This is a genomic window from Plantactinospora soyae (assembly GCF_014874095.1).
GTDB classification, from domain to species: Bacteria; Actinomycetota; Actinomycetes; order Mycobacteriales; family Micromonosporaceae; genus Plantactinospora; species Plantactinospora soyae.
The window spans coordinates 2,043,573-2,064,638 of record NZ_JADBEB010000001.1; the positions used below are offsets into that span (position 1 = coordinate 2,043,573).

The 21,066-nt window shown below is 70.3% G+C and carries 19 protein-coding genes and 1 tRNA gene; 11 read left to right on the forward strand and 9 right to left on the reverse strand.

The annotated features are described in order from the left end of the window. Positions 1–155: 155 nt before the first annotated feature. Together H4W31_RS09100 and H4W31_RS09105 are read left to right on the forward strand one after the other, a co-directional pair. Complete coding sequence (locus H4W31_RS09100; RefSeq protein WP_192766256.1) at positions 156–839, forward strand: PASTA domain-containing protein; 684 nt, start codon at positions 156–158, stop codon at positions 837–839. 129 nt (positions 840–968) lie between these two features. Beyond that, entirely contained in the window at positions 969–1,649 is a 681-nt protein-coding gene (locus H4W31_RS09105; protein ID WP_192766257.1) for a Stk1 family PASTA domain-containing Ser/Thr kinase, read from the forward strand. 89 nt (positions 1,650–1,738) lie between these two features. On the opposite strand, the gene H4W31_RS09110 is transcribed toward H4W31_RS09105, so the two are convergent. Both H4W31_RS09110 and H4W31_RS09115 read right to left on the reverse strand, forming a co-directional pair. Then, on the reverse strand, positions 1,739–2,341 hold the full coding sequence (locus tag H4W31_RS09110) for a hypothetical protein (protein ID WP_192766258.1): 603 nt from the start codon (positions 2,339–2,341) through the stop codon (positions 1,739–1,741). Between the two features lie 116 nt (positions 2,342–2,457). After that, complete coding sequence (locus H4W31_RS09115) at positions 2,458–2,757, reverse strand: hypothetical protein (protein WP_318783106.1); 300 nt, start codon at positions 2,755–2,757, stop codon at positions 2,458–2,460. 589 nt (positions 2,758–3,346) lie between these two features. Here H4W31_RS09115 and H4W31_RS09120 point away from each other — a divergent pair. The 3 genes from H4W31_RS09120 to H4W31_RS09130 all read left to right on the forward strand — a co-directional run bounded on the left by H4W31_RS09120 (position 3,347) and on the right by H4W31_RS09130 (position 5,152). Further along, positions 3,347–4,228, forward strand: coding sequence for a helix-turn-helix domain-containing protein (locus H4W31_RS09120; RefSeq protein WP_192766259.1), 882 nt, complete (start codon positions 3,347–3,349; stop codon positions 4,226–4,228). Further along, positions 4,198–4,419 (forward strand): DUF397 domain-containing protein, encoded by a 222-nt coding sequence (locus H4W31_RS09125; RefSeq protein ID WP_192771959.1) that lies wholly within the window; start codon positions 4,198–4,200, stop codon positions 4,417–4,419. The genes H4W31_RS09120 and H4W31_RS09125 overlap by 31 nt, the downstream gene beginning before the upstream one ends. A gap of 280 nt (positions 4,420–4,699) precedes the next feature. After that, on the forward strand, positions 4,700–5,152 hold the full coding sequence (locus H4W31_RS09130) for a hypothetical protein (protein ID WP_192766260.1): 453 nt from the start codon (positions 4,700–4,702) through the stop codon (positions 5,150–5,152). On the opposite strand, the gene H4W31_RS09135 is transcribed toward H4W31_RS09130, so the two are convergent. After that, complete coding sequence (locus tag H4W31_RS09135) at positions 5,120–5,719, reverse strand: hypothetical protein (RefSeq protein WP_192766261.1); 600 nt, start codon at positions 5,717–5,719, stop codon at positions 5,120–5,122. The two genes, H4W31_RS09130 and H4W31_RS09135, sit on opposite strands and share 33 nt — an antisense overlap. A gap of 219 nt (positions 5,720–5,938) precedes the next feature. Here H4W31_RS09135 and H4W31_RS44160 point away from each other — a divergent pair, with 219 nt between their 5' ends. Next, a complete protein-coding gene (locus H4W31_RS44160) occupies positions 5,939–7,822 on the forward strand; it encodes a S8 family peptidase (RefSeq protein ID WP_192766262.1) in 1,884 nt (627 codons plus the stop codon). Between the two features lie 68 nt (positions 7,823–7,890). Here the strand turns inward: H4W31_RS44160 and H4W31_RS09145 are convergent, their stop codons facing one another. From H4W31_RS09145 to H4W31_RS09170, 6 genes are all read right to left on the reverse strand, one after another. Then, a complete protein-coding gene (locus H4W31_RS09145) occupies positions 7,891–8,682 on the reverse strand; it encodes a 3-ketoacyl-ACP reductase (RefSeq protein ID WP_192766263.1) in 792 nt (263 codons plus the stop codon). Then, positions 8,679–10,079 carry a glycosyl hydrolase gene (locus H4W31_RS09150; RefSeq protein WP_192766264.1) on the reverse strand — a complete coding sequence of 467 codons (1,401 nt, stop codon included), beginning with the start codon at positions 10,077–10,079 and terminating at the stop codon, positions 8,679–8,681. Before H4W31_RS09150 ends, H4W31_RS09145 begins: the two co-directional genes overlap by 4 nt. A 112-nt stretch (positions 10,080–10,191) precedes the next feature. Next, positions 10,192–12,681 carry an ABC transporter permease gene (locus H4W31_RS09155; protein ID WP_192766265.1) on the reverse strand — a complete coding sequence of 830 codons (2,490 nt, stop codon included), beginning with the start codon at positions 12,679–12,681 and terminating at the stop codon, positions 10,192–10,194. 154 nt (positions 12,682–12,835) lie between these two features. Then, positions 12,836–13,642: a WecB/TagA/CpsF family glycosyltransferase gene (locus tag H4W31_RS09160; RefSeq protein ID WP_192766266.1), complete on the reverse strand. Its 807-nt coding sequence runs from the start codon at positions 13,640–13,642 to the stop codon at positions 12,836–12,838. A 141-nt stretch (positions 13,643–13,783) separates the two neighbouring features. Beyond that, a complete protein-coding gene (locus H4W31_RS09165; RefSeq protein ID WP_192766267.1) occupies positions 13,784–14,857 on the reverse strand; it encodes an NAD-dependent epimerase/dehydratase family protein in 1,074 nt (357 codons plus the stop codon). 112 nt (positions 14,858–14,969) lie between these two features. Next, positions 14,970–15,052 (reverse strand) — tRNA-Leu (locus H4W31_RS09170). Positions 15,053–15,321: 269 nt separating this feature from the next. On the opposite strand from H4W31_RS09170, the gene H4W31_RS09175 reads away from it, so the two are divergent. From H4W31_RS09175 to H4W31_RS09195, 5 genes are all read left to right on the forward strand, one after another. Beyond that, positions 15,322–16,125: an FhaA domain-containing protein gene (locus H4W31_RS09175; RefSeq protein ID WP_192766268.1), complete on the forward strand. Its 804-nt coding sequence runs from the start codon at positions 15,322–15,324 to the stop codon at positions 16,123–16,125. A gap of 4 nt (positions 16,126–16,129) precedes the next feature. Further along, positions 16,130–16,612 carry an FHA domain-containing protein FhaB/FipA gene (locus tag H4W31_RS09180; RefSeq protein WP_192766269.1) on the forward strand — a complete coding sequence of 161 codons (483 nt, stop codon included), beginning with the start codon at positions 16,130–16,132 and terminating at the stop codon, positions 16,610–16,612. Further along, complete coding sequence (locus H4W31_RS09185) at positions 16,609–18,027, forward strand: PP2C family protein-serine/threonine phosphatase (protein WP_192766270.1); 1,419 nt, start codon at positions 16,609–16,611, stop codon at positions 18,025–18,027. The genes H4W31_RS09180 and H4W31_RS09185 overlap by 4 nt, the downstream gene beginning before the upstream one ends. Positions 18,028–18,106: 79 nt before the next feature. Next, positions 18,107–19,564, forward strand: a complete 1,458-nt coding sequence (locus tag H4W31_RS09190; protein WP_192771960.1) for an FtsW/RodA/SpoVE family cell cycle protein — start codon at positions 18,107–18,109, stop codon at positions 19,562–19,564. After that, on the forward strand, positions 19,561–21,066 hold the full coding sequence (locus tag H4W31_RS09195) for a peptidoglycan D,D-transpeptidase FtsI family protein (RefSeq protein ID WP_192766271.1): 1,506 nt from the start codon (positions 19,561–19,563) through the stop codon (positions 21,064–21,066). Before H4W31_RS09190 ends, H4W31_RS09195 begins: the two co-directional genes overlap by 4 nt.

The window sequence follows — 21,066 nt, forward strand, 5'->3', positions numbered from 1 at the left end:
CGGCGGGGCGAGGGGCGACCGGGTACCCGCGGCAAACCTCGACCGGTGCCGGTTGCGCTCCGGGGGCCGGGCCACCGATGCTGGCGTGCGGCACACTTCGGATGTGGAATATCGGCGTGGAACCCCCGTACGCCGGATGGTGAGGCGGATTCGGCATGTCGGATGAGTACGTGGCGGGACAACCGGACGCGGGCGGCCGGTCTGGTTCCTCGAATCGGACCGGGCTGGTGGCCGGTGCGGCCGTCGGCCTGGTCATCTGTGCCGTCGTCGGTGCCCTCGGCGGCTTCCTGTTGGCCGGCGGCGGTGAGGAACCGACCGACCAGCAGGCCGGCTCCGGTGCGACCGCCACCAACGTGGTGCCGAGCACCCCGCGCGTCACGCCCAGCCGGACGCCGAGCCGGCGGCCGACCGCAGCCTCGCCGCCACAGATTGGCGAGATGCGGCTGCCGGACCTGGTCGGGATGGACTTCGAGGAGGCTCGGGAGGAACTGCTCCGCCGTGGCCTCGGTGCCCAGATCGTCTTCGGTAGGGCGGGCAACGACCGCAGCGTCGCGAGCACCAACCCGAAGGCCAACACCTCCGTCCGGAAGGGCATCACGGTCCGGCTGACCGTGGTCGGCGCGCCACCGGAGGTGGTCGTACCCGAGCTCGTCGGGCAGTCCTGCGCACAGGCGGCGCGGCGAGTGGTGGAGGACGGCCTCTACCCCAGCTATCCGACCGGCAAGAGCGGCGAGGTACGCAGTCAGGATCCGAAGGGGGGCGCCACGTTGCGCTGGAACGAGCGGGTGAACCTGCACTGCTCGGACTCCGCCGGTCCGACCGCCACACCGACGTTGTAGCCGGTCCGGCACGTTCCCGTACGGACACGCCGGACGCGCGCTGAGCGTGCGCGACCGGTTGGGCGACCGTCTGCCGGCTAGGTTTGACGGTGGTTGGCCCGGTCCCATCCGGTGGCGAGAGGACGTGCCATGGCCGACGACGACCCGCCTCGATCCCCCGACCTTCCGGACGTTCCGGACGCGGACGGCGACGCCGTCCCGCCGGTTCCGCCCCGGGCACCGACCTGGGCCGGACGGGCCGAGGTGCCGGTGCGCGGCCCGGGTACGACCGGCCGCCCGCCGTCGGCGGACTGGTCCTACGGCGACGGGTCCTACGCCGACGAGCCGGACGGTCGTCGTTGGTGGATGCCGATCCTGATCGGGGTGATCGCCCTGGTTCTGGTGACCGTCCTGATCGTCGCCGGGTGGGTGATCATCGACTCGGCCCGGCGGACGACGCCCGCTCCACCGCTCCCGGCGACCAGCACGCCCGCCGCGACATCCGTCCGTACCTCCGCCGCGCCGACCACCACTGCGCCGGACCCGACCCCCACGCCGACCGCCACCGCCGGTACGACCGTGGTGGTGCCACCACTCGTCGGGTTACCGGAGCAGGCGGCGGTGGACCTGCTGGAGCAGTTCGGGCTCGTCCCCCGGATCCGGTTCCGTGGCTCGGACCGACCGCCGGGCACCGTCCTGGAGACGGACCCGCCGGCCGGTGACGAGGTCGCACCCGGAGACCGGGTCACGCTGGTGATCGCCGAGTCCCGACTGGATCCGACCCCCACCGCCGTGCCCACCACCTCGGCGCCGCCGCAGGGGGACGGCTGAGACCGGCGGCGGCCCACCGGCCCCGCCGTCGTCGTTCCGGTCCGGCGGACGGCTGACCCCGGCCGGCGGCCCACCCGCCACCGGAGTGGTCACCAGCATCGGCGGCGGTAGCCGACCATCGCCAGTCCGACGGCCGAGATGACCAGGCCGAGCAGCCCCGACCAGGCCAGCGAACGCCGGTACCCCGCAGACAGCCCGTCGGTGGCCGGTGGCGATCCGGACCGCTGGTCCAGGGGTACGACCCGAGCGGGCCCCCCGGCCCGATGTTCCTGGGGTACGGCCCGGTCCCGGGGCACCTCGCCGGCACCGGGCGGGGCGGACGGGCCGGATGTCTGCGGGCTGCCCTGTGCCGGAACCTGTCGCCAGGGTGGCCAGTGGTGTTTGCGTCGTGCCGGTTCGGCGGCGGACGGATCAGCGGGAGGCGCCGCCGCGCCGCCGCCGGTCGGCTCCCCGGAGTGTGGACCGGCTTCGGCGTCCATGGACGTGGCGGGGTGCGGCTGCGCTCCGGGTTCGGCGCGGGCCGGTTCGGCGGAGGCCGCCGGACCGGTCGTCGGGTAGCGGCCGGCCGGTGGCCGGGATGCTCCGGCACCGCTCACGCAGCCGGGTACGCCAACGGTGATCAGGATCAGCAGAACGCTGACCCGCATGCTTCGGTACGTCGTTCGGGGTGGGGCGAAGGGCTCCACGGCCATGGGCGGCTCCCAGGTTCGGGGCCCTTGACGACGTGCGGGGTTGGCAACCTGCGATGGGGTGTACCCAGTCTAGGGCGGGTCACCCGGTCACCGGCGGCGTTCCGGCGGATGCGGCCTCAGCCGACCCTGACCCGCTGGGCGAGCGCGGTGGAGTTGTTCCGCATCGGTCGCTGCGCCGGCAGGTGGTTGCGTCGGGTGGTGTTGGTGTAGAGCTGACGTAGCCCGTTGACCTGTACGAATATGGATCGGCGCTCGACCGCGTCGCCGCTGCCGTCGAGTTCGTAGCCGTCGAGCCAGACCCACCCGTGATAGGTCGGCCAGTCGTGCACCCGGATTACCCGGAAGAAGATCGGGTCGGCGAACTGCACGCTCGCCGTACGGGTCACGTGGAGCACATCACCGGAGCGGGGAAGCACATCAGCTCCTGTCCGACTGGCCGGGCTGGCCGGCGGTAGTGGCGGGCGGGGGTCTGGTGGGGGGTCTGACCCGGGCATATGTCGGCAAGAACATCAGGACTCTGCATGACTGGGGCATCGGCCGGGACGATGCGTCGGGATTCCGTCACACCGTCCCGGCCGATACCTGTCGACTCCGGGACGCGCCCGCCGCCGTAGCGGCCCTGGCATACAGCGGCGGGGGCTCTTACCCCGGAGCGGGGCTTCTCGCCGTACCGTCGGTACGACCGTCGCCCCGGTCAGGCGAGAATGGGGGAGCATTGCATCGCCTGACCAGATCGGAACGCTGTGTAGCCCGAGCCATACGGACAGGGTGCATCAAGAACATGATCAATGCAAGTTGCAGTTTGCCCTTTGCTCCGGGATGGCGATAGTGGACCGTCCGGTCCTTGATGCGCCGCGCGTCGAAGCGGCAGACTGGACCCGCTTTCGGTCGCCTTGACCGACAGGGTCATCGTTCCATCCGCCGTGAACGTATCCCCGCCGATCGGCGGTCGTCCGCGCGGCGGACAATCAGACCTCTCTTATTGATCAATACGGAGGTGACCCGGTGACCGAGCGCCGGAGCCCGACCATCCGCCGCCGCCGACTCGGCGCGGAACTTCGCCAGCGCCGGGAGAAGGCCGGGGTCACGATAGAAGCCGTCGCCGACCTGCTGGAGTGTTCCGGGTCCAAGGTATCGCGCATAGAGACGGGCCACACCACGGCAACGGTCCGGGACGTCCGGGACATGCTCGGCATCTACGGCGTCACAGGCGCCGAGTGCGACGAGTTGATCCAGATCGCCCGGGAGGCCCGGCAGAAGGGCTGGTGGCATCCGTACAGCCCGGTGCTCGCCGGGGCGTACGTCGGCCTCGAGGCCGCGGCGGGTTCGATCCGCGCGTACGAGCAGCAGACCGTGCCGGGTCTGTTGCAGACGGAGGAGTACGCCCAGGCAATGATCAGGTCCGCCCGACCGGACTGGGTCGCCGAAGAAGTCAACCAGCGGGTCCGTGTCCGGTTGGGTCGCCAGTCGTTAGTGGACCAGGACGATCCGATCGATCTGTGGGTGGTGCTCGATGAGACGGTGATCAGCCGACCGGTGGGCGGCGACGCGGTCATGCGGGCCCAGTTGGAGCGGTTGGTGGAAGCCGCTGACCTACCGAACGTCACGCTTCAGGTCCTGCCGTTCGACGTCGGCGCGCATGCCGGCATGGACGGCACCTTTACCATCCTCGGCTTTCCGGAACCGGGTGATCCGGACGTGGTGTACGCCGAAAACGCCACGGGTGGGTTATTTCTGGAGAAGCGGGATGAGCTGCAGAAATACATATTCATCTTCGATCATATTCGAGCAGCGGCCATGCGCCCGGAAGAGTCCGTCGCTTTGATTGCGAAGTTGGCAGAGGAGCCATTGTGGAAGTGGAGACAAAGGGGTACCGCGTCGACCTGAGCGGGGCAGCCTGGCACAAGAGTTCGCGTAGCGGACCTAATTGTGACAACTGCGTCGAGGTGGCTTTCGCGGGCGGCGCGATCGCGGTGCGTGATTCGAAGAACCCGACCGGGCCAGCCCTGATCTTCACGCCTGACGAGTGGGACGCGTTCGTCGGCGGTGCCAGGGACGGAGAGTTCGACCTGGTCTGACGGTCACGACAACCGACGGTCAGCCGAGCGCGGTCACCCGGTCAGCGAGCAGCTGCCGGGTGGCCGCGCTACTCGTCCCGGTGCACCCCGGCGGAGCGCGGATCGGCCTGTTTCCGCCGGTAGACGGCTTGCGGCGCCGCCGGTGCCGGCGGGGCGTACCGACGATCACCCGCCGGTTCGGCCGTCGCCGCCGACCCGCCGGGTCGTTGTACCAGACGGCGCGGTGGGCCACGCCGACCCGCCGCAGGGGGGATTCAACCGAGCGAGGCAGGCGAGGCGGATGACGATGGGGTCGGAGAATCTGGGCAACGGTTCGGCAAAGCCGGAGCGGTTCACCGGTAAGTACCGCGGGGCCCGTCGAGACAGCAGCAGCACCACGGTCGCGGAGCCGTCGATGGGTGCCGACATCGGCGCCTCGGAGGGCGCCGGCTCGGAGCGGGTCGCGGACCTGCCGGGCAACATGGACCTGGCGGGCGCGATGCCCCCGCCCGACCGTGGACCGACGCTACCGTCGCTGGACATGGGCGGGCTGACCGAACCGGTCTTCCCGCCGGCCGGCTGGCCGGACGTACCGAGCGAACCGCTCGTCGACCACCCGCTGTTGCGGGGCCTGCTGCTGGAACTGCCGCCCAAGGGGACCATCCCCGGGTCGCTCTGGCTCGACCGCTGGTTCGAGGCCGCGCGGGCGATCCTCGAACTGCTATACGTGCAGGATTCCAGCCGCTCGCGATGACCTCGACCGGACGGTGATCGCCCGCTCGACCAGGCGGCTGTGCCGGAGCGCGTGGCGTACCCCGATCGTGCCGACCGCGAGTACGGCGGCGGTGAGCACCACGCCGATCATGCTCGGACTGGTCAGTGGTACCAGGCCGGCGGCGGTCACCAGTCCGGGCAGCATCACCAGCCCGGTCACCTGCACCGGCAGGGCGATCATCGGATGTGCGGCGGCGGCCCGCAGTGCGGGTGGGGCCGGGGCCTCCGGCGCCGTGGCGAACGCGCCCGCGCGAACCCGGAGCGCGCGCACCCGCCGTACGGTGATCAGGGCGACGACCACGGCGGGCACGGCCGGCAGGGCGAGCCCGACGGCGGTTCGGTCGGCGAGCGTCGGCTCCGCCTCGACCGCCCCGGCCAACAGCACCCCGGCCAGACCGGCCAGGCCGGACACGACCAGTACGAACAGGAGCCCACTGCGTCGGCGGAGCGGCCCGGCGGTACGCAGTCGCGGCAGTCCTTCGGCGACGAGACCGGCCGCCACCCAGACGACGGCGATCGCGAACAGGAGGGCGAAATCCGTAAACATGTCTGGTAGTCTTGCCCGTTTTTCGGCATACCGAATCCGGGCCCGCCCCCGCTGACCCCCGAGAAGGCACCCGTAGGGGACATCGTCCCCGATAGATAGAACGCTCGGGATCTATTGTTTTCCACCGCTGCTGACTAATCTCAGCTCGATCGGTCGTGTTGATCCTTCCCACAAAAACGGGACGGACGGCCCTGCGCCGATCGGAGGGGAGGAGGGGAGATGAGTCTCCCTCGTAGGAGGTTCTTCGTCGTCGGAGTGTCCACTCTGGCCATGCTCGCCGCGGTGGCTGCACCGGCCGCGGCGGCCCCGCCGGAGGGCACTATCCGGAAAGCCGGTGGTGCCACCGCCGTAGCGGGCAGCTACATCGTGGTGTTCAAGGACAGTGCGGTCAGTCGTGCCACCGTCGGGTCGAGGGCGTCCGGCCTGATCGGCAGGCACGGCGGCAAGGTGGCCCGCACCTACACGGCCGCGCTGCGCGGTTTCGAGATCAACACCAACGCGAAGTCGGCGGCGCGGATCGCCGCCGATCCGAACGTGGCGTACGTCGAGCAGAGCCACACGATCCAGATCAGTGGTACCCAGCCGAACCCCCCGTCCTGGGGCCTGGACCGGATCGACCAGCGGAACCTGCCGCTGAACAGCTCGTACACGTACCCGAACACGGCGACGAACGTCAACTCGTACGTGATCGACACCGGTATCCGGTTCAGTCACAGCGACTTCGGTGGCCGGGCGGTCAGCGGGTTCGACGCGATCGACGGCGGATCCGCCGACGACTGCCACGGTCACGGTACGCACGTCGCCGGCACGGTGGGCGGCTCCGCGTACGGGGTGGCCAAGGCGTCCCGGCTGTACGGCGTACGGGTGCTCAACTGCCAGGGCAGCGGTACCACCCCGCAGGTGGTGGCGGGCATCGACTGGGTCACCGCGAACGCGGTGTTCCCGGCGGTCGCCAACATGAGCCTCGGTGGCGGGGTGGACAGCGCGATCGACACGGCGGTGAGCAACTCCATCAACGCCGGCATCACGTACGTGGTCGCGGCCGGCAACGGCAACGCCCTGGGAGTCCGGCAGAACGCCTGCAACTACTCGCCGGCCCGGGTACCGAGCGCGATCACCGTCGGTGCGACCTCGAACAGCGACGCCGCGGCGAGCTTCTCCAACTTCGGCACCTGCGTGGACATCCTGGCGCCCGGCGTCGGGATCACGTCCGCCTGGTCCACCGGCGACACGGCGACCAACACCATCAGCGGTACGTCGATGGCGTCGCCGCACACCGCCGGAGTCGCGGCGATGGTGCTCTCGGCCAACCCGACCTGGTCGCCGCAGCAGGTCCGCGACTACCTGGTCAACAACTCGACCCCGAACGTGGTCAGCAACGTCGGCACCGGCACCCCCAACCAGCTGCTCCACGTGGTGAACGACACCACGCCGCCGCCGGCCAACGACTTCTCGGTGTCGGTCTCGCCGACCAGCGGGTCGACCACGGCGGGCAGTTCGGTCACGGCCACCGTCGGCACCTCGACCACGGCCGGCTCGGCACAGTCGGTGAGCTTCTCCGTGAGCGGCCTGCCGAGCGGCGCGACCGCGTCGTTCAACCCGGCCACGGTCACCTCGGGCGGGTCGTCCACGCTGACGGTCGCCACCTCGGCGACCACTCCGGCCGGAACGTACCCGTTGATCGTGACGGGGGCCGGGGCGTCGGTCAGCCGGACCGCCAGCTACACGCTGACGGTGACCGGTAGCGGTGGCACCGGCTGCTCGGGCAGCAACGGCAGCGATGTCACGATTCCGGACACCAACCTGAACGTGACGAGCAACATCGCCATCGCGGGCTGTGCCCGCAACGCCGCCACGGCGTCCACGGTGGCGGTGAACATCGTCCACACCTACCGGGGTGACCTGGTCATCCACCTGCTCGCCCCGGACGGCACCGCCTACCTGTTGAAGAACAGCAGCATCGCCGACGGCGCGGACAACGTGAACGCCACCTACACCGTCAACCTCTCCTCCGAGGCGGCGAACGGCACCTGGCGGCTGCGGGTCCGGGACGTGTACTCCGGTGACACCGGATACATCAACTCCTGGAACCTCAACCTCTGATTCCGGTTAGGAAGGGCCCCTTCTTATCGCTTTTTGGATAAGAAGGGGCCCTTCCTTGCACTTCAGCGTCAGAGCGTACGCAGGTGGAAGCCGCCGTCGACGTCGATCACCTGACCGGTGCTGAACGGCAGCAGGTCGGTGGCGACGGCCACCACCGCCCGGCCGACGTCGTCCGGCTGACCCCAGCGCCGGATCGGGGTCAGGCCCTGGTTGAAGATCAGATCGTCGTACCTGGCCTTGACCGGACCGGTCATGTCGGTCTCGATGACGCCGGGCCGGATCTCGTAGACGTTGATCCCGTGCTCGGCCAGCCGGGTGGCGTACAACTGGGTGGTCATCGCCAGCCCGGCCTTGGTCACGCAGTAGTCACCCCGGTTGACGCTCGCGGTGTACGCGCTGATCGACGAGATGACGACAATCTTCGGCCGCTCGATCAGGCCGGCGTCCAACTGCCCGATCATCGTGCGCGCGGCGAGCTGGATCAGGAAGTACGGCCCCTTGAGGTTGATCTCGACCAGCCGGTCGAACGACTCCTCACCCGCCTCCAACAGGTCCGCCCGGACGTTCGGCGCCACCCCGGCGTTGCTGACCAGCAGGTCGAGCCGGCCGAACGCGGCCATCGTCTCGTCGATCAGGTGTCGACGGTCGTCGGCCCGGGACACGTCGGCCCGGACCAGCTGGGCCCGGCCGCCCAGCGCCTCGACCTCCTTGCCGACCTCCGCCGCGGCGTCCGCGTTGCTCGCGTAGTTCACCACCACGTCGTACCCGGCGCCGGCCAGCGCCAGCACGATGCCGCGACCGATCCCCCGGGAGCCGCCGGTCACCACCGCCGCCGGCCGGCCGGTGATGGCGTCGCTCATGCGCCCACTCCGGTACGGCTCGGGCCGAAGAACGTGTAGTACGGGTCGGTACGGGCCACCCGTTGCAGATAGAGGGCCAGCTCCCGGGCGTGGTAGTCGCCCCACATGCTCGACTCGCCGTTCGGCACCCGCTGCCCGGCCGGTACGTGGTCCCAGCCGTTCGGCCGGTGGTAGACGGAGTGCAGCAGGAGTCCCTGGTGCTGCGGGTCGGTGCTGAGGTACGGCTCGCCGAAGAGGGTGTCCGCCACGGTCAGCCCGGCCTGCCAGTACCGCCGGCCCTCCTCGGTCCGGCCGGCCCGGTCGAGATGGCGCCCGAGCCGGAGCAGGCCCTGCGCGCCGATCGCCGCCGCGGACGAGTCCACCGGCTCGTGCTCGTTGTACGGGTCCGCCGGGCGGTCCAGGTAGTCGCCGAGCCGGACCAGCCCGGGTGCCCCGGTGTCCCAGTACGGCACCCCGTCGGTCGGCGTGTGCGCCAGGTAGAAGTCGGCGGTGGCGGTGGCGGCGCGGAGCAGCATCGCCTCGATCTCGGCGCGCCCGCCGTACGGGGTAAGTTCCTCGTCGGGTAGTTCGCCGAGGAACTCCAACTGCTCCGGGAAGCCGAGCATCGCCCAGGCCAGCCCCCGGGTCCAGGTGCTGAACGGCGAGTAGCCCTGCTGGGTGCTCGGGCACCGGAAGCTGCCGTCGTTCACGTTGAAGATCGACTCGTGGGAGGTCCGGCCGAGGAGGTCGTAGCTGTCCCGGCCCTCGCCGTAGAAGACGTTCCACCGGGCGGTGTTGGCGGCGTGTTCCACCAGCCGGCCGAGCAACGAGATCCGCTCGTCCCGCTCGCCCATCAGCACGTGTCCGAGCAGGTGTGACACGGCCAGCGCCCGGCAGGACCGGATGGTGTCGACGAAGAGCGACTGTGGACCGTTGAAGGAGTAGATGTAGCCGGTGCCGTCGGCGGTGCCGCGCCACCGGGCCGCCTGTACCGCACCGGTCAGCTTGAGCGCCAGTTCGTAGAAGTTCCGCTCGGCGCGGTCGTCCGGGATCCGCCCCTCGTTCATCAGCCGCCACAGGTTCCCGTACGTGCTGACGTTGTTGAACCCGTGGTCGTGTACGCCGATGTGGCTGACATGACTGGCCATCACCGCGACGGTCTGCTCCCGGCCGGAGTCGAGGAACCGCCGCTCGTCGGTCGCGTCGAACTGCAACAGCGCGGAGCCGTACTGGAAGCCCTGGGTCCACTCGGTCCAGCCCCGCGCCGTGTACTGCCCCTCGACGGTGAACACCGGTGAGGCCGCGCCCGGCGGGCAACTCTTCTCGATCGAGTCAATCTTCTGCGCGGACGCCTCCCAGAGCCGGTCGATCTTGGGTAACAGCGCGGACGGGGTCAGCTCCTGGTCGATCCTTATCATCCGACCAGCATAGGAAAGCGCTATCCCGAGCGACAGGGGGCAGCTGGTCCGGACCGGCGCAGCCCCGACGGACGGGCAGCCGGACCCGCCACCGGAGCTGCCGCCGGATGGACTACTCCGGCGCCGCGGCCAGTTGGGCGGCGGGGACACGCAGGGCGAGCGCGGCCGGAACCAGGCTCGCCAGCACGGCGGCGACCAGGCAGCACGCCGCGACCACCGTGATCGGCAACCAGGGAACGACGACCTCGGGCTGCGCCAGCACGTCGGCCAGCCGGGCCTTCAGCCCGGCCAGCATGGCGGCGGCCACCAGCGCGGCGAGCGCGGTCCCGGAGAGCCCGACGAGTACCGCCTCCAGCCCGATCATTCGGAGCACCTGACCGGGGGTGGCCCCGGTCAACCGCAGCACCGCCAGCTCCCGGCGCCGGTCGTGGGTCGCCATCACCAGCGTGTTCGCGATCGCGATGCTGGTGTAGAGCAGCGCCATCCCGAGTATCGCCAGCAGCGCCACCCGGTTCTGCTCGTACTGCTCGGCATCGCCCGCCACCAGGTGGTCGAGGGCCGGTGACACCCGACCGCCACCCGGGCCGGCGGCGTCGCCGAGCAGGGCCGGATCGCCGCCGTCCAGGTAGACGATGTCGGCGCTGCCGACGGGCTGATGCGCCCGGCCCAGTTCCCAGGGCAGCAGCAGGGTGCGGTCGAGGTCGATCGAATCGGCGAGTACGGCCACCACGCGCAGCCGTACCTCGGTCGCGTCGGCGAGCCAGACCCGGACCTGCTCGCCGACCTGCCAGCCCATCGAGTGGCTCACCGCCACGGTGTCGGTGCCGGCCAACCCGTCGATCGAACCGGCCACGGTCGGCAGTCGTAGCACCCGGTCCAGTCCGGGGCCGACGTACCGGGCCGAGTAATGCTCGGGGTAGTCGCCGCTGTCCACGTACACCTCGGTCTGTCGGCTCGGCACGGCGGCGCGTACGCCGGCCACCTCGCGAAGCGCGGCGATGGTCGGCTCGGCCAGGCCGACCGGGCTGCTCGCGGTGGCCACGGCGGTGGCGGTGACCCGGTCCCGGGCGGACCGCTGCTCGCTCTGCCACAACGTCGCGGTCAGCGCCAGGGTGGTGGCCGCCATGCCGACGGTGACCAGGATCGGCGCGGCGGTGGCGGAGGTCCGGCGCACGGCACGCAGCGCGCTGGACCGGGCGATCGTGCCGACCTGGCCGCGCAGCGGGGCGCCGAGCAGGCGGACGAGTACCCGGATCAGCACCGGCGCGAGCAGCCCGGCGGCGGTCAGGGCCAACTGGGCCACGAGCATGACCAGCGCCAGGCCGTCGGAGACCCCGATGTTCGGCAGCACCGCCAGCAGCACCACCGCACCGCCGAGGAAGAGCAGCCCGAACAGCCAGCGCCCCCAACCCATGACCCGGTTGTCCACCGACGCCTCGCGGAGGGCCTCGATCGGGCGTACCCGGGCCGCCCGCCGGGCGGCCACCCCGGCGCCGACCAGCGCGACCAGTAGACCGACCCCGGACGCGGCGAGCAGCGGCCAGAGGATGAACCGGGCGGTGAAATGCTCCGGCGCGAAGCCCGACCGGGCCAGCCAGTGCGCGTACGGCGGCGCGACGACCAGGCTCAGCGCGCTGCCGACCACCCCGGCCAGCAGGCCGACCAGCATCGCCTCGCCGAGCACCAGCCGGCGGATCTGTCGCGAGGTCGCACCGGTGGTGCGGAGCAGGGCGAACTCCCGGCGGCGCTGGGCGACGGCGAACGAGAAGGTGCCGGCGACCACGAAGATCGACACGAAGGTGGCCACCCCGGCGGTGGTGCCCAGCAGCGAGGCGGCGAGCGCCAGCGCGTCACTGTCCGTATCCGGTTCGGCTCCGCGCCGGTCGTCGCCGGTCAGCACCCGCATTCCCGGGGCGACGGCACGGACCCGGCCGGCCAGCGTGTCGGCGGGAACTCCACCGGAGGCCCGGAGCGCGACGGCGGTGATCCGGTCACCGGCCAGTCCGGCGGCGGCCCGGTCGGTGAGGTACATGACGGTCGGCAAGTTCTCGCCAGCGGCGGCGGCCGGCGTCAACACCCCGCTGACGGTCAGCGTCCGCGGACCGTCGGCGGTCTGCGTCCGTACCCGGTCGCCCATCCGGTGGTCGGTCGGCGCGGTGAGCACGACCTGGTCGTCCGCCGTCGGAGCGCCGCCGGCCAGTCCGGTGTACGCGCCGAGCGCGGCGGCCGACCACGGCCGGGCGATCCCGGCGGCTCCGGCCACCTCGATCGGTGCCTGGGTGGCCGGCACCGCCTCGGCGACCTCTGTCAACGCGGCCAGCCGGGCCGGCAGGTCGGCCGGCAGCGGAGCGGAGTACGCCGTGCCCGTCGTCGAGGTCATCCGCTCGTCGCCGGTACCGGTGCTGACCGAGACGGTGTTCGTGCCGGTGACCACCACGTCGGCGTGCCGGTACCACTGCGGGGCGCGATCCGTTCCGGCCACGCTGGCGGCCAGGGTGAGCCCGGTGGTCGCCAGGAGACAGACGCCGAGAGCGAGCGCGACGAAGGTGCCGACGAACGCGGTCCAGCGGGACCGGAAGGTCTGACCGGCGAGCGTCAGCACGGCGTGACCTTCACCAACCGCAGTGCTTCCATGGCTCCGAGTCAATCGGAGCCGGCGGTCCGGCACACTCCCGGCGACCGGCGTCTCCCGGGTAGGGGCAGCCCTACCCGGGGATGCGGCACAGTGGAGCCCGGGGGTCGCGCCGAGTACCCGCTCAGACCGCGAAGGTCTCCGGGCGCTCGCTCGCCGGGGCCGGCGGGCGAGCCTTCCAGACCCCGAGCCGCTGCGCGGTGAGCCGGGCCACGTACGCGGGATTGAGCACCATGTAGCGGTGCCAGAGCCGTTTCGGCTCCAGGCCGAACCGCCACAGCCACTCCAGGCCGACCCGCTGCATCCACGGCGGCGGCTTCTTCAGCAGTCCGGCGTGGTAGTCGAAGGCGGCTCCGACGGCCATCAGTGGCATGTCGAGCAGGGGCCGCATGGCGTAGGTGAAGACCTCCTGGCGGGGGCAGCCGAGACCGACCAGCACCAGTCGGGCGCCGGACGCCCGGATCCGGTCGGCGATCTCCGCGTCCTCGCCCGGTCGCACCGGCCGGAACTTCGACGACTCCACACCGGCGATCTTCAGCGCCGGGAACATCCGCTCCAGCTGCGGGATCAACCGCGCGAGCGTGTCGTCCGTGGACCCGTACAGGTAGACCGGCATGCCCTCGTCGGCGAACCGGGACAGGACGCTCAGCGTCAGGTCCGGGCCGTAGACCCGCTCGGCGAGGGCGGCGCGGTGTAGCAGGTTGAGTGCCCACCGGACCGGCTGTCCGTCCGGGGTGACCACGTCGAAGGCGTTGAGCCGGGCGTTGTGCGCCGGATCGAGTACCCCGGTCATCACCCCGTGTACGGCGAGCGCGGTCAGCGCCAACGACTGGCGCTCGCGCCCGGCGGTCACCACCTGCTCGGTCGCCGCCTCGTAGTCGATCGCGTCGACCAGCACGCCCAGCACATTGCGCTTACCCCGCGAGATCACGGCCTCTCCTCGCTGCGCTCGTCGACCCCGTGACCGTGATAGCGGAGCTGGCTGGTTCGCTCGCTGCGCTCGCTCACGGCCTCTCCTCGCTGCGCTCGTCGACCCCGTGATCGTGATAGCGGAGCCGACTGGTTTGGGCGCTCACGTTACAGGCACCCACTTGTCGACGTTGGCGGCGTGGATCTCCTGGAGAATCATCGGTACGTCGTAGATCTGCTTCCAGTCCGGATAGTCCCGCTGGAAGGCGGCGTTGGAGCCGATCCACCACTGGTGGTCGCCGACCCGGTTCGCCTCGTGGTACTCGGTGATCATCTCCTGGCCGGTGATCTGCTCGGCCAGGGCGAACGCCTCAAGGTGCGAGCAGTTGGAGTGCCGCCCGCCACCGAGGTTGTAGACCGCCGCCGACCGGGGCGCGCGGAAGAACGCCTCGAAGGCGCCGACCACGTCGTGGCTGTGGATCGCGTCCCGGACCATCTTGCCCTTGTAGCCGAAGATCTTGTACGTCCGCCGCTCCATGTTGCACCGCATGACGTACCCGAGGTAGCCGTGCAGTTCGGTGGCGGAGTGCGCCGGGCCGGTCAGCGTGCCGCCCCGGAAGCAGGCGGTACGCATGCCGAAGTACCGCCCGTACTCCTGCACCATCACGTCGGCGGCCACCTTCGAGGCGCCGAAGACGGAGTGCAGCGAGCCGTCGATCGACATGTCCTCCTTGATGCCGTCGAAGTAGGGGTGGTCCGCCGCCAGCTCCCAGCGGGTCTCCTGCTCGACCAGCGGAAGGCTGTTCGGCCGGTCGCCGTAGACCTTGTTCGTCGAGCAGTGGATGACGGGGGCACCGATGCAGTGTTCCCGCACGTTCTGCAGGACGTTCAGGGTGCCGCCCGCGTTGACGTCGAAGTCGGTGAACGGGTCGCGCAGGGCCCAGTCGTGTGACGGCTGCGCGGCAGTGTGGATCACCACAGCGATGTCGCGGCCGTACCGCCGGAAGATCCCCGCTAGCGCGTCCCGATCCCGGATGTCGACGTCGTGGTGCGTGTACGCGTCGCCAAGATCACTAGTCAGCCGCAGAACGTTCCAGGCTGTGGACGCCTCCGCGCCGAAGAACTGGCTGCGCATGTCGTTGTCGATACCGACCACGTCCAGCCCGAGCCCGGCAAAGTGCCGGACCGCCTCGGATCCGATCAGGCCACCGGATCCGGTCACCAACGCGACACTCACACGTCACTCCTGGTTCGCCCACGGGTCGGAAACCACCGGAGCATAGCGCGGTGGCGCCTTTGCCCCGATATGAACGAGGGGCCCCGTGTTCCCACGGAGCCCCTCGTAGCGGTGGGGAAGGGGGGAGTTGAACCCCCACGCCCTTTCGGGCACACGGACCTGAACCGTGCGCGTCTGCCATTCCGCCACTTCCCCTTGCAAGGCCGACCCGCGTCGCCCCGCGTTCACTTCAGAACGCGGACCAACCGGCCCGTCCCCGAGCGTGCCACAGGACCATAACAATTCTGTCCGGAGCCCGCTCTTCGGCATGTGCCGGGACATACTACGCTGTCCCTACTGCCACCACGGGCGTTACCGCTCGCGGCGGATGGAAGAGTAGCACGACAAAACCCGGCTGCTGATAGAGGCCGGCAGCAGGCGGCCGAGCGGCGTGCGAGCCGTACGTGCAACGGCCGGATACCATCATGTCCTCGGAACCCGAGGAGGAGCCGGTGAGCGTGCTGCAACGCTTTGAGAAGCGTCTGGAGGGCCTGGTAGAGGGGGCCTTCGCAAAGGTGTTCAAAGGGGTCGTGCACCCCGTCGAGATCCTCAACGCGATGCAGCGGGAGGCGGAGGCGCACAAGGCGATCCTCGCCGGTGGGCGCACTCTCGTACCTAACCGCTACGTGATCGATCTCTCACCATATGACCACAGTCGGCTGGCGCCGTACGCCGCCGCGCTCGCCCAGGAGCTGGCACAGTCCCAGGCCGAGTTCATCGGCGAGCAGGCGTGGACCGTCTACGGCGACGTCATCGTCGAGATCGAGCGCGGGGACGGACTGGACACCGGGATGTTCCGGGTCACCGCCGAGGTCTACACCGGTGGCGACGTGGCGCCCGTGCACCAGTCGTCGCCGTACGACCAGCCTGGCGGGCCCCAGCCCGGCTACCCGCCGTACGACCAGGGCGGCGGCTACGGTCCGCCACCCGGACACGGTGGCGGTGGGCGCAACATCCGGCTCGTCTCGGGCGACGGACGGACGTACCCGTTGCAGATGGGCTCCACGGTGCTCGGCCGGGGTGACCAGGCCAACCTGCGGCTGCCGGACGTCGGCATCTCCCGCCGGCACGCGCGGCTTGACTTCGACGGCGCCCAGGTGGTGCTGACCGATCTCGGGTCGACGAACGGCACCATGGTCAACGGCCAGCGGGTCTCGGCCGTGGCGCTGAACCCGGGCGACATGATCCAGCTCGGTACGACCACCCTGACGTTCCGCGTGGACGGTTAACACCTTGCCCCCATTCGTCATCACCGTCGCCCGGATCGGGTTCATCGTCCTGCTGTGGATCTTCGTGTTCACGGTGGTCGGAGTGATCCGCCGGGACCTCTTCGCGGGAGCGAGGTCCAGTCGCCTCGTCGCCGCGCCGCGTGGCGTGGGGGCCGTGCTGGGGAACAACAAACCGGCGAAGGTCAAGCGGGGACGGGCGGCCCATCAACTGGTCGTCACCGCCGGCCAGCTCGCCGGCACCCGGATAACACTCGGCGAGGCGCAGATCACCATCGGCCGGGCGGAGGACTCGACGCTGGTCATCACCGACGACTACGCGTCGGCCCGGCACGCCCGGCTCGTGCCCCGGTCCGGACAGTGGTTCGTCGAAGATCTCGGCTCGACTAACGGGACCTACCTCGATCGCGCTAAGGTCACCGGACCTACCCCCGTCCCCCTCGGCGTGCCGATCCGGATCGGCCGCACTTCCCTCGAATTACGGCCATGACTCTGACCATGCGTTATGCGGCGCACAGCGACCGCGGGCTGATCCGAGACGGCAATCAAGACTCCGTCTATGCCGGGCCACGGCTTCTCGCCGTGGCTGATGGCATGGGTGGTATGGCCGCCGGTGATGTCGCCAGCAACATCGTCATCGGTGCCATGGCCCCGCTCGACGAGGACGTCCCTGGTGACGCCCTTGTCGACGCGTTGCGTTCGGCCGTGGACACCGCCAACCAGCAGTTGCGCGACACCGTGGACGCCAATCCGCATCTGGAGGGGATGGGCACGACGCTCACCGCTCTGCTGTTCTCGGGCAGCAAGATCGGCATGGTGCACATCGGTGACTCCCGCGCATACCTGCTCCGAGAGGGCGAATTCGCCCAGGTCACCAAGGACGACACGTACGTCCAGATGCTGGTCGACGAGGGCCGGATCAGTCTGGAGGAGGCGAGTAGCCACCCCCAGCGGTCCCTACTCACCCGGGCCCTGGACGGTCGCGACATCGACCCCGAATACTCGGTCCGCCAAGTGCTGCGCGGCGACCGATACCTCATCTGCAGTGACGGGCTCTCCGGAGTCGTCAGCGCGGAGACCATCGGGGACACGCTGCGCAACCACCAGGATCCCCAGGCGTGCGTCGAGCGGCTGGTGCAGCTCGCGCTGCGCGGCGGTGGTCCCGACAACATCACCGTGATCATCGCGGACGCGACCGACCAGGACATCGTGGAGGCGGCGCCGATCGTCGGTGGCGCGGCGGCCCGGGATCGCGGGATGGCGACCTCGGCCGACGAGTCCACGCCGGCGGCCCGTGCGTCCGCGCTCTCCCCGCCCCGTCCGGCCAGCCCGGAGTCGACCGAGTCCGACTCGGGAGGCGACGAGGACTCCGAGCGGCCCCGGCGGCGTCCGCTGCGGACCGCGCTGCTGGTCGTGGTGCTGCTCGGCCTCGTCGGCGGCGGGCTCTGGTTCGGCTGGAGCGTCACCCAGCGGCAGTACTACGTCGGTGCCACCGACGACGGCCAGTTGGCGGTCTTCCAGGGGGTTCCGGGCCGGATCGCCGGTCTCGACCTGTCGAAGGTGCACGCGACCAGCCCCACCGAGCTGGACGACCTGACCGATGCCGCCCAGGAGCAGGTCAAGCAGGGCATCCAGGCGGAGGACCAGCCCGACGCCGAACGGCGGCTCGCCGAGCTGACCAACGACGACCCGGGCAACCCCAACCTGAAGCCGCTCTGTCCGTCGAGCGCGGCGCCGACTGTCACGCCCACGGTGAGCGCCACCACGCCACCGCCGGCCACGCCGGACACCACCCCCGACCCGACCGTGCGAGCAACCGCCACCCCGGCGGGTACGCCCGACGCGCCACCGTCCGACCCGATCCCGCCGGTCAGCGACCCTGCGGGATGCCGGTCGATCGAGTGAGCGTCAGCTCCGACGATCCGAGGGAATTCTCGTGACCGCCCCACCTGGATCGGCATCGACGCCCGCACCCACGGGCGAGATGCCGCGCGTCCGGGTGGCCGCCAAACCCAGGCGGAACGCCGAGCTGGCGCTGCTCGTACTGGCGATGGCGGTGGTGGCGGCGTACGCGGCGACGGTCGAGGCCAACCTCCTCGACACCGTCACGCTGGACTTCTGGGTGCCGATCGCGGCGGTCGGCGCGGTGTTCCTCGCCCTGCACCTGGTGGTCCGTTTCCTGGCCCCGTACGCCGATCCGGTGCTGGTGCCGGCGGTCGCCCTGGTCAACGGTCTCGGCGTGGCCTTCCTGCGACGGCTGGACCTGGCCAACGCCGTGCCGGAGGAGCGCGCCGATTTCGCGATCTTCTCCGGAACCGGTGGCCGGCAGCTCGCCTGGACGCTGGCCTCGGTGATCCTGGCCGCCGGGCTGCTGGTGCTGATGCGCGACCACCGGGCGATCTCCCGGTACGCGTACACGCTGGGCCTGGCCGGCATCGTGCTGGTGATCATTCCGGCGGTGCTACCTGCCAAGTACTCGCAGGTCAACCCGCAGTCGGACGCCAAGCTGTGGATCAGCGTCGGCGGGTTCACGATCCAGCCGGGTGAGTTCGCCAAACTGGCGCTGCTGGTCTTCTTCGCCTACTACCTGGTCCGCAAGCGCGAGGTGCTGTCGCTGGCGAGTCGGCGCTTCCTGGGCGTCGACTTCCCGCGTGGCCGGGACCTCGGCCCGGTGGTCGTGGTCTGGCTGATCAGCCTCGGCGTGCTGGTCTTCCAGAAGGACCTCGGCACCTCGCTGCTCTACTTCGGCATGTTCGTGGTCACCCTTTACATCGCCACCGAACGGGTCAGTTGGCTGATCATCGGTCTGCTGCTCTTCTTCGGCGGCGCGTTCCTCGCCTACTTCCTCGGCAGCACCATCGGCGGTCCGTTCGCCAACTTCTACACCCGGGTGGAGATCTGGCAGGACCCGTACGGCGACGCGTACGGCGCCGGCTGGCAACCGTTGCAGGGGTTGCTGGGGCTGGGCACGGGTGGCCTGTTCGGCACCGGGCCCGGCGGCGGGCAGCCGACCCAGATCCCCGAGGTGCACAACGACTTCATCTTCGCCGGGATGGGTGAGGAGATCGGCCTCTTCGGCCTCTCCGCCCTGCTGGTGATCTACCTGCTGATCATCTCGCGGGGCCTGCGGGCCGCGCTGGCGGTCCGGGACTCCTTCGGCAAGCTGCTCGCCGGTGGGCTCTCCTTCACGCTGTGCCTGCAGCTCTTCGTCATCATCGGCGGCATCAGCAGTCTCATCCCGCTCACCGGGCAGACCACGCCGTTCCTCTCCGCCGGTGGCTCGTCGCTGATGGCGAACTGGCTGCTCGTGGCGACTCTGCTGCGGATCTCCGACGCCGCGCGCCGGCCGGTCGAGTCCGGCACCGGTCCCCGGCCCAGCGGGGCGCCCGCGGGTCCACCGGCTCAGTTGCACGGCGCGACAACGGAGGTGATCAGACCGTGAACGCACCTCTGCGCCGGGTGGGCGTCGTCGTGATGGTCCTGTTCGGGCTGCTCTTCGCCAACCTGAACTGGGTACAGGCGTACAAGGCTGACGAATACCGCAACAGCGACTACAACGGCCGGGTACAGGTCGCCGAGTACGAGCGCAAGCGGGGCATCATCGAGGCGGGCGGAACACCGCTGGCGACCAGCCGGGAGACCGGCGGCGAGCTGAAGTTCCTCCGCTCCTACCCCAAGGGCGAGATGTACGCCCACGTGCTCGGCTACAAGCCGGTCAACCTGGCCGACACCGGCATCGAGAAGAGCGAGAACGAGTTCCTCGCCGGTACCAGCGACCAGCTCTTCGCCGACCGGGTCCGGGACATCTTCACCGGTAACCAGACCGCCGGTGGCAACATCCTGTTGACCCTCTCGCCGCGGGCCCAGGAGGTGGCGTTCAAGCAGCTCGCCGAGAACAGGAAGAACGTGACCAAGGGCGCCGCGGTGGCGATCGACCCGGCGACCGGGGCGATCCAGGCGCTGGTCTCGATGCCGAGCTTCGACCCGAACCCGCTGGTCGACCACGATTCCAAGAAGGCCGAGGCGGCGTACAACCAGCTCGACAACAACAAGGACGGCCCGCTGAAGAACCGGGCGCTCTCCGAGATCCTTCCGCCGGGCTCCACCTTCAAGGTCATCACCTCGGCGGCGGCGCTGGAGAACGGGTACACCCAGAACACCCAGATCCCGGCGGGGTCGAGCTACCTGGCGCCGACCGCGGGTGTGCCCATCCGCAACGCGGTGCCGAGCATCTGCCCCGAGGCGCAGGTGACCCTGAAAGAGGCGCTGACCGAGTCGTGCAACACCGGCTTCGCCCGGCTCGGCGTCACGCTCGGCGCGGAGAAGCTCAAGGCGGAGGCCCGGAAGTTCGGCTTCGAGGACGAGGACCTCACCGTGGGCCGACTCAACGACGGTGGCCAGGCGGTGGCGGCCAGTCGGACCGGATCCATGCAGACTCCGGACGGCCGGGACGACCCGCCGACGCTCGCCCAGTCCTCGATCGGTCAGAACGACGTGCGGATGACCCCGCTGCAGGGCGCGATGGTCGCCGCCGCCGTGGCGAACAACGGCCGGCAGATGCGGCCGTACCTCGTGCAGCAGCAGCTCGGTCCGGACCGCACCACCGACTACTACACCGCCGTTCCGAAGGAACTGCGGGAGCCGGTCAGTCCCCAGGTCGCCCGCGACCTCCAGGACATGATGGTCAGCGTGGTGCAGAACGGCACCGGCGAGAGTGCCCAGATCGGCGGTTACCGGGTCGGCGGCAAGACCGGTACCGCGGAGACCGGCGGCGTCAACGGCGACCAGGGCTGGTTCATCGGCTTCGCGATCAACAGCGCCGGTGTGCCGGTCTCCGCGGTCTGCGTCCTGCTCGAGGACGCCGGCTCGGGCGGCAGTGCCGAGGCGGCGCGGATCAGCAAGGAGATCATGCGCGCGGTTATCGCCGACCGGGGAGGTCGGTGA